General features: G+C 58.6%; 6 protein-coding genes and 4 pseudogenes. 6 read left to right on the top strand and 4 right to left on the bottom strand.

The window, feature by feature from the left end; all coding sequences use genetic code 11:
- Positions 1–457: 457 nt before the first annotated feature.
- Positions 458–646, bottom strand: coding sequence for a hypothetical protein (locus AC0L3N_RS33160; protein WP_473551838.1), 189 nt, complete (start codon positions 644–646; stop codon positions 458–460).
- On the opposite strand from AC0L3N_RS33160, the pseudogene AC0L3N_RS33155 reads away from it, so the two are divergent.
- Positions 645–817: pseudogene (locus AC0L3N_RS33155) on the top strand (recombinase family protein); the annotation flags it as partial. The gene AC0L3N_RS33160 and the pseudogene AC0L3N_RS33155 sit on opposite strands and share 2 nt — an antisense overlap.
- A gap of 49 nt (positions 818–866) precedes the next feature.
- On the opposite strand, the gene AC0L3N_RS33150 reads toward AC0L3N_RS33155, so the two are convergent.
- Positions 867–1,529: an IS110 family transposase gene (locus AC0L3N_RS33150; RefSeq protein WP_473551836.1), complete on the bottom strand. Its 663-nt coding sequence runs from the start codon at positions 1,527–1,529 to the stop codon at positions 867–869.
- A gap of 199 nt (positions 1,530–1,728) precedes the next feature.
- Complete coding sequence (locus AC0L3N_RS33145; RefSeq protein WP_473551841.1) at positions 1,729–1,881, bottom strand: hypothetical protein; 153 nt, start codon at positions 1,879–1,881, stop codon at positions 1,729–1,731.
- Here AC0L3N_RS33145 and AC0L3N_RS33140 point away from each other — a divergent pair.
- The 5 genes and pseudogenes from AC0L3N_RS33140 to AC0L3N_RS33120 all read left to right on the top strand — a co-directional run.
- Positions 1,826–2,221: pseudogene (locus AC0L3N_RS33140) on the top strand (transposase); the annotation flags it as partial. The gene AC0L3N_RS33145 and the pseudogene AC0L3N_RS33140 overlap by 56 nt on opposite strands.
- A gap of 405 nt (positions 2,222–2,626) precedes the next feature.
- Positions 2,627–2,836, top strand: a pseudogene (locus AC0L3N_RS33135) (transposase); the annotation flags it as partial.
- A 657-nt stretch (positions 2,837–3,493) separates the two neighbouring features.
- On the top strand, positions 3,494–4,843 hold the full coding sequence (locus AC0L3N_RS33130) for an LLM class flavin-dependent oxidoreductase (RefSeq protein ID WP_473551834.1): 1,350 nt from the start codon (positions 3,494–3,496) through the stop codon (positions 4,841–4,843).
- A 544-nt stretch (positions 4,844–5,387) separates the two neighbouring features.
- Positions 5,388–5,720 (top strand): hypothetical protein, encoded by a 333-nt coding sequence (locus AC0L3N_RS33125; RefSeq protein ID WP_473551832.1) that lies wholly within the window; start codon positions 5,388–5,390, stop codon positions 5,718–5,720.
- 14 nt (positions 5,721–5,734) lie between these two features.
- Positions 5,735–6,193 carry an NAD(P)-dependent oxidoreductase gene (locus AC0L3N_RS33120; protein ID WP_473551830.1) on the top strand — a complete coding sequence of 153 codons (459 nt, stop codon included), beginning with the start codon at positions 5,735–5,737 and terminating at the stop codon, positions 6,191–6,193.
- A gap of 603 nt (positions 6,194–6,796) precedes the next feature.
- Here AC0L3N_RS33120 and AC0L3N_RS33115 read toward each other — a convergent pair.
- Positions 6,797–7,604: pseudogene (locus AC0L3N_RS33115) on the bottom strand (IS110 family transposase).
- Between the last annotated feature and the right edge of the window lie 235 nt (positions 7,605–7,839).

Raw genomic sequence — 7,839 nt, 5'->3', positions numbered from 1 at the left:
ACGCCGCCGATGATCTTATGTCTCGTTCCCACCAGCCAGGCCCAGACGTGCGGCATGAGTTGGCTCAAGTTGTGCCCGTTGTGCGGAAATAGCTCCAAACTCGAATTCGGGACCTCGGTCTGCAGCCACTCGGAGTGGCGCGGCGCGACCTGGAGATCCTCGAGACCGTGAAATATCCGTATAGGTACGATTATTGATCCAAATACCCATGATTGGCGTCATCAACGTAAGCATCTTCCTTCGAACAAGGGCTGTCAGGCAATGCGATGCGGCGCGGCAATCATAGTGAGAGCCTCTCATCCAGATCGTCGCGCTATACTTTGGCGTCAGGTCCATCGGCGCGGTCTGGAACAGGGGCTGGCGCGCAAAAAAACAGCGCGCGCCGCTCTGATCGCCGACGTGGCCGGCATCGTCGAGGCCTACAAGCGACTTCTCGCCGCTGTGCTCGGCGCCCAGCTTATCTCGGCCGCCGGGACGGCCATTTTGCGGCGTCAGGGCAGGCGGCCTGGATCAAAGTGACGCGCTCAACATCCGCATCGCAAGCCGCCATCATCACGCCGCAACCGGCAATCCCGAGCGCGCAGTAAGCGAATTCACCCGCATCTTTACCAGCCTTGTCGTCAGTCTTGCCGAGGAGCCTGAACATGTCTGATCTGAAGATCACCGCCGATCACCTTAGACGCGACGCCTATCTCTATGTGCGTCAGTCGACACTCCGCCAGGGTGCCGAGAACAGCGACAGCACCAAGCGGCAATATGCGCTGCGTGATCGTGCCATCACGTCGGATGGCCGGTCGAGCGCATTCACGTCATTGATTGCCGCGCGACAATCAGATTGTCGCTCCCGTCTCATCCTGATCGTCGCGCTATACCCGTGCGAGGAGGCGCACCATCGCATGCGGGCGTTCTGGTGCAGCCGGCGCCGCGGCGGGCCGGCGCTGCCGTTCCTGTTCGATGGTGCGGATCTGACGGCGCACGAGGTTGAGCCGCTCAAGCAAGCGGTACAGCTCGGCGCGGGTGTTGTCCGGCAGCGGCGTTCCCTCCGCTATGCGGAAAGCCATAAGCCTGTCGGCCGCATTGCGCAGGCTCAAGCGGAAGCTGCGAATGCCGAAGCGGGCGAGAATCGCCTTGATGCGGTTGATGAGCCGCGTCTGCTCACCGACCAAGGTCTGCCGCTCGCGGTTCGGCCGCTGCGCGTCCTCTTCTTCGAGCGTCGGAATCGCCGCCATACTGCAATGGCGCTTCTCGCCACGCAGCCAGCCGAGAAAGGCGCGCATCAAAAGCTCCGTGTCGAGCCTATCTGTCTTGGCACGCCGGTGCTCACGCGACACCGCGACGCTGGCAGGGTGGATGGCATAGGGCTCGATATCGCGCGCCCGCAGCCAGCGCGCCAGCCAGAAGCCGTCGCCGGCCGCCTCGTAGGCAACGGCGATCTCAGCGGCTGGCGCTTGAAACTCGGAACAAGCGCGGCAATCAGATGGGTTCTCTGATCGCGGAGCTGATTGCAAGCTCCTTTTCGGCGTATCCATGTTCCTGCCGGCTCTGTGGTTCTCTTCGCGGTTAACACTGGGTCGCCATGTTAGCGTTCGGGACGTGGGTACCTCAATATAATCGACGCAGTACCTTAAATTAGGGCTGCCTCCCCATCTACGAGATCACCGACGCCATCGTCCCGGCAGGGACATTCCCCGCCGAAAGGGCGGATCTTGCTTAATGCTTAGCTGGTGATCACGCGGTCGCCTCCTCCTTCGACCAGCGGAATTGGCTTCCGTCGATCCAGATCCGATGCATGATCACAGCCAGTTTGCAGGCGACGGCCACTTTCTTGCTGCCTATCCCCGGTGTCGGCCCCATCACTGCGCTGGCCTTCACCAGCACCATCCATACTCCGCAGCGGTTCAGGAACTCGAAGGCTGTTGGACCGATACTGGGGCTGACGCCGAAGCTCATTGAGTCGGGAGAAAGCAAGCGATTTGGATATGTATCGCTGTGCGGTGACGCGATGATGCGAACGCTGCTTTATGAAGCCGCCCAAGTGTTGCTGACGCGCGTGACGAAATGGTCATGGCTGAAAGCCTGGGCGATGAACGCCGCCAAACGGCGTGGCTTGCGTAAGGCAATCGTCGCACTCGCACGTCGCCTGGCGGTGATCATGCATCGCATGTGGCTGGATGGCACCGAATTCCGCTGGACGCGAGAAGCCTCACCGGCCGCCGTCTGACTGGGAACGCCGCAAGGGAGGGAACAAAGTTCCGCCAACCGGTGGAAACACGTTCTTCGCAGGACGATGGATGAGGTGAGTTCGCTTAGTGCCTTGTGCCGATCGCATCGTGCGGTCAGGACGCGATTCAGATTGGGCCATCTCATTCTCCTGGTCCCATGCTGGGAGGGCGAAACGCCGATCCCGAAGAGAAGCGAGGCCCTGCGGAAGACGCCAAACCTCCGGACATTGAAAGCTCGAAAGCGATTGACCTCAACACGCCGAATAGAGAAGGCTCTGAGAGAATCCGGACGCCCCAAGCGTTGACCTGCGACCACCCTGAACTCCCTCCAGATTTGGCTAGAGTCCGTCGAACAGGAGACGGACGATGCGACCTCGCGGTTTACGGAAGAACAGATCATCGGGATGCTGAAGGAGCAGGAGGCCGGCGCGAAGACGGCGGATGTTTGCCGCAGGCACGGCATCTCGGCAGCGACCTTCTAGAAGTTCAAGACGAAGTATGGCGGGATGGAGGTGTCGGACGCCCGCCGGCTGAAGGCGCTGGAAGACGAGAACGCTCGGCTGAAGAAGCTGCTGGCCGAGCAGCTGCTAGACAACGCGATCCCGAAGGATGTCGCGAAAAATGTATGGTCCGCCTCGCCCGGGCAAGGTGTCGCAACATCGCAAATGACGATTTCAGTTGCATACATGTATCCTGCCTCTCTCGAGTGGACTGCTGTTGCAGTCAGGCCATGATGAGATCCGTGCACGCCGTACCAACCTTGCGCTTGGCGCGTGGGCGGTGCGCTTGAATACTGGGCGGCACTTTGCATTTTGGCTGCTGACCTGCCACTGAACTGTCATACCGCGGCGGGCTCGCGGTTTCGCGACCGGCCATCGCTTCCCTCCGCCACGGCATTCCTTCGTGGAGCAGCCCGCAGATGGTCCATGCCGCTTTCGGCGAGGGCAAGTCGCGCGCTATCTCAATCCCGGGCTGTCGGCAGAACAGCCATCCAGGACGACCGCATGTTCATCCCTTCCGGCGCCGCGCCGCGGATAATCGAGGAGGCAAATGCGTAACAGTTCGCTCGGACGCCACCACCACCACCTCCGCGACTCGGAGGCAGCTTAAATCAGCTGCACTCCCGGCGTTTTTCGCCTTCCCGTTCCCGATTCCCGCAGCTCGGAAACAGCTCATCGCTCTATACCCAGAATACAACTACCACGCTTGGTAGGTTCGTTGTTGTCGGTTCGTAGGTAAGAGAGTGGCGTCAAATTGAACGGAGATACGACATGCGGCGCAATGATGAAATGAAACTCGGACTGTATCTCACACAGGTGGGATATCACAGAGGTGCATGGCGTGATCCGTGCGTGCCAGCGAATGTCGGGGTTGACCAATATGCTCATGCGGCAGCACTCGCCGAAGGTGCGGCGTTTCACCTCGTATTTCTCGCTGATCACCAAGGCGTAATAGATGATCACGCAGCCATAGCTCGCGTAACTGGTAACGATGGGTTCGAGCCAATTACGCTGTTGTCGGCGCTCTCATCGAGAACACAGAACATCGGCCTTGTCGCGACAGCGACGACCACGTACTACGAACCCTATCATCTTGCACGCATGCTTGCCTCACTTGACCACTTGTCGCGGGGACGGGCGGCCTGGAACATTGTCACCTCGGCAAGTAATTTCGAAGCCCAAAATTTTGGCGAAAAGGAACTCCCAGATCACGACACGCGCTACGCGCGAGCAAGGGAATTCGTAGAAGTTGTCAAAGGTCTTTGGGACACGTGGCAGGACGACGCGTTCATTCGTGATAAGCAAAGTGGTATTTACGCTGATACTACGAAGCTGCATTTGCTTAACCATCGAGGGAACCGCTTTTCAGTCAGAGGCCCATTGAATATCGCGAGGCCGCCGCAAGGCTACCCCGTGTTGGTTCAGGCTGGCGCATCGAACGCCGGAATTGCGTTCGCTGCAGACGTGGGTGAGGTCGTGTTCACCGCCGAACCGTCTTTAGAGAACGGTAAACGGTACTATGCAACTCTCAAAGAGAAAGCGCGCGAACTTGGACGGGAGGACGATCAGGTGCTAGTCATGCCGGGCATTGTCCCGATCGTTGGGAGGACCAAGCAAGAAGCGTCTGAGAAGCTTCAAAAACTACAATCGCACACGCACATCGACGTTCTAATTGGGGAAGCCCATCTTTGGCTGGGGTCTGTCATCGACTTGCGTTCAATAAATCTTGACTCACTAGTCCCCGAGACTTTACCGCAGACAAATTTCATCCAGAGCCGTCAGAAACTGCTGCTCGACTTGGCCGCGCGCCAGAAATTCACTTGGAGGCAACTAATCCGGTTGGTATCGGACAGCCTTGGCCATCTGATGGTCGTTGGAACGCCCGACGAGATTGCAAACCACATGATCCATGTATTTGATCAGCATGCGGCTGACGGATTCAACATATTGCCGGCGACCGTTCCTGGCGGACTCAAGGATTTTGTTGAGCTCGTCGTGCCCGAATTGCGCCAACGAGGAAAATTCAGGTCCAAATACTCCGGAAAAACCCTGAGAGAGAACCTCGGTCTCAAGCGGCCACTCAATCAGTTCACGCAGGCTGGTATAAGCATTCGTCCGTGAAAACTGCCGAAACCGATGAGTGGGATTCGGCTGTGGGTTTTGATTGCAAGCTTTCGGCGACTGGAGCCTACTCATCGCGCTAGCCAATCGCACGGCGGAGGACGCCGACGAAGCAGTGCGCCATTCCGATGACGGCGTGCCCCAGCGGAACGGGCTACTCGGTTTCATCCGCCTGTTCGAGTGCGATTTACGAGGGGTGCCGGTGCTAGGGCTTCCATCGTGTTTGACAACTGGGAGAAGAAGGTTATGAAAAAACGCCGAATGATCTCGGAGGCAGTGCAATGCAAGATGCGAACCCTGCTAGAACATCGAGTAACGAGATTGACCTAGAAGTTCCAATGTACTTCGACGCTGTAAAGCGCGCGCTGAATGCAGAGGGCTCTGATTGCGCGACCTAACTGGATATGGTCGGAAGAAGCGGGTACGAAGACAGGGTCGCTATCCTCGGCCAAAACTGGGCTACATGTATTGCTTAGCGTTCATGTATTCTGTAGCCGGTGTCCCCGGTCGCCGCTGTTTTGTAATGGATAACATGGAGATGGTCGTGAAATCTTCTACGCTTTCGGCTGACGATGCCGTTACCGTCCTCCTTCGAGATTCCGCCGCCGATGATTACTCGGTGTCACTCCGGAAGCAGTTTCCCCAGCTGCGCGTCTTGTGCGCCAAGGATGCGGGATCGCTCTACCGCCACGTGGCGGAGGCCGACGTTCTCCTCGCGCCCGACTTCCCTGTCGAGCTCTTTGACAAGACCCGTCGACTGCGCTGGTTCCAGTGTACCAACGCGGGCGTGGACTCGATCTTGCCGATCCGCGACCGAATGAACGACCTCATCATCGCCAATGTTCGGGGTATCCACGGCGAATTGCCGATTTCGTAATCGGTGGGATGTCAATGCTGCATTGGGACTTCCCACGATTTATGCGAGAACAGTCTCGCAAGGAATGGCATGGCCGAAGCGTCGCACCGCTAGCGGAGCTGACGCTTGGGGTGGTCGGGCTCGGGTCGATCGGCGCCGCCATCGCGCGCCGCGGCAAAAGCGCCGGGATGACGGTGATAGGCTCGAAACGGGATGTGACCGAGCCGATCCCAGGTGTCGACAGGGTCTTCCCGCCGAATGGTCTCGCCGAGCTCTTGGAGCTTTCAGACTTCGTCGTGCTCGCCGTTCCCCACGTTCCGGAAACCGAGCGTCTCATTGGTCGAGAGCAGCTTCGGCTGATGCGCCGCACCGCGTTCCTGATCAACGTTGCCCGTGGCGTGGTGATTGCGGAAAGTGAGCTCATCGAGGCCCTCCAGGCAGGCATCATCGCCGGAGCCCTCCTTGACGTGTTTGAGCGAGAACCACTCAGTTGACAGTTCTCTCTGGACCATGCCCAACCTCATTATGACCCCTCATGTCGCCGGTTGGTCAAACGACTACAACGCCCGAGTATTCGATATTTTCAGCGACAACTTGCGGCGTTTCCTCGAGAAGAAGCCACTGCGGAACGTAGTTGACGTGAAGTGGGGCTACTGACCGGACCCGTCGTTGAGACCGTTCATGACCTAGATGCCGTTGTCTAATCGGGCGTTGTCTAATCGCGCGTCCTCGATCAAGCCCTTCTTGACCTTGTTCAATCGACGGCCGGTGATCGTTCGACCGGACGACTCATTGAGACGCAGGATATTGTGCGAAGCGCGCTGTTTCGTGTTGCGCCGCTGATTGACGTTTGCCGAGAGCACGGTTGTCTGCGCGGTCGATTACTTGATCGCCGCATGATGGGTTTTCGCGGGAGGGATCTTCCAGTGTAATGGACGCAGTGTGGACGTGGCACACGTTCACCTGCAACAGCATCAGCGAAATGATCCGACCTACGTCCCGGCAGGGACGTTTCAGCGCATCCGGTGAAGCGGAGGCAATTCAGAACGGCTGGCGACCTAAGTCATCGCAACTCTCCTGATAATGTTCCTACGGTCTCAGGCGATCACGCTGGCGGACCTGTGAAAGATTTCGTCGGTTGTCAGCATTCTGTGCATTATGACGGATAGCTTGCGCGCCACAGCAACTGCTGCTCGTTGAAAGCCGGCCCTCTCTCTAAGTTTCATCCCCAGGTACGAAGCGAGCTATCAGCATGGGCGCGGGTCAAGATCACCGTAGCAGCCTCATAAAGGAGGCCCCGCAGATGACTGTCTCCGCGCCGCGAGATGTGGCCTTCGTAGTCAACTTCGCCGGATTGATATCGCCTTTTCGTCAGTCCCAGCCATGCCCCAACTCGGGAGGTTCGGAAGTTTTTCGGATCCTCAATCGCCGCAACAAAGGAGGCGGAAGTGACCGCACCCCGGGGACGGAGTAACTGACATGCATCGCTCTGCCTTGTCGCAGCGTGCGGATCAGCATGCTGTCATAGCCCTTCACCCGGACCTCGCGGTAGAAGCCGACCTCGGCCAGATGCGCCAAGCCATCGGCATCGTTGGCGTCCGTTTTGTTCGGCGCCATGTCGAGCGCCGCCTTGGCGTGCCGGGCGTCGATGCAGATGGCCGGAAGTCCTTCGGCGCTCAGAGCATGATAGAACCACACCGACAAAGGTCCGGTCTCGAACACCACCCGCTCTGCCGTTGGAGCGTGTTTGCGCAGAACTTCCGCGACCAAGCTCGGATCGGAAGGGCATTTGCCGCGCCAGATCCGCTTGCCGCCACACCGCACAGAAATCGCCGTCTCTTTCAACGACAGGTCGAGCCGTTCGATGCTTGGGCCCGGCGTCCAGTCGTGAGCCCGTACTTCCATCTTATCGGAGAACAACCACCCGCTCTTCAATGCCGTGGCCATCTGGCCTCGGGGCGACTCGCTCCCGCGATTACATGGCGTGATCGCGGAGCATCCAGCACTCAGCTAAACTGCTGACGCTTGACCTCGCCATGTGGAGAAATGGAATGACGAAGCACTTTGTTGGTCTGGATGTTTCCCTCGACCTGACATCGGTATGCGTTCTTGACGAAGCCGGCGCCGTGGTGTGGCGTGG

Source organism: Mesorhizobium sp. WSM4807, from assembly GCF_055811615.1.
The sequence above is the reverse complement of the archived record's forward strand: the minus strand, read 5'-3'. Positions and strand labels throughout refer to the sequence as shown.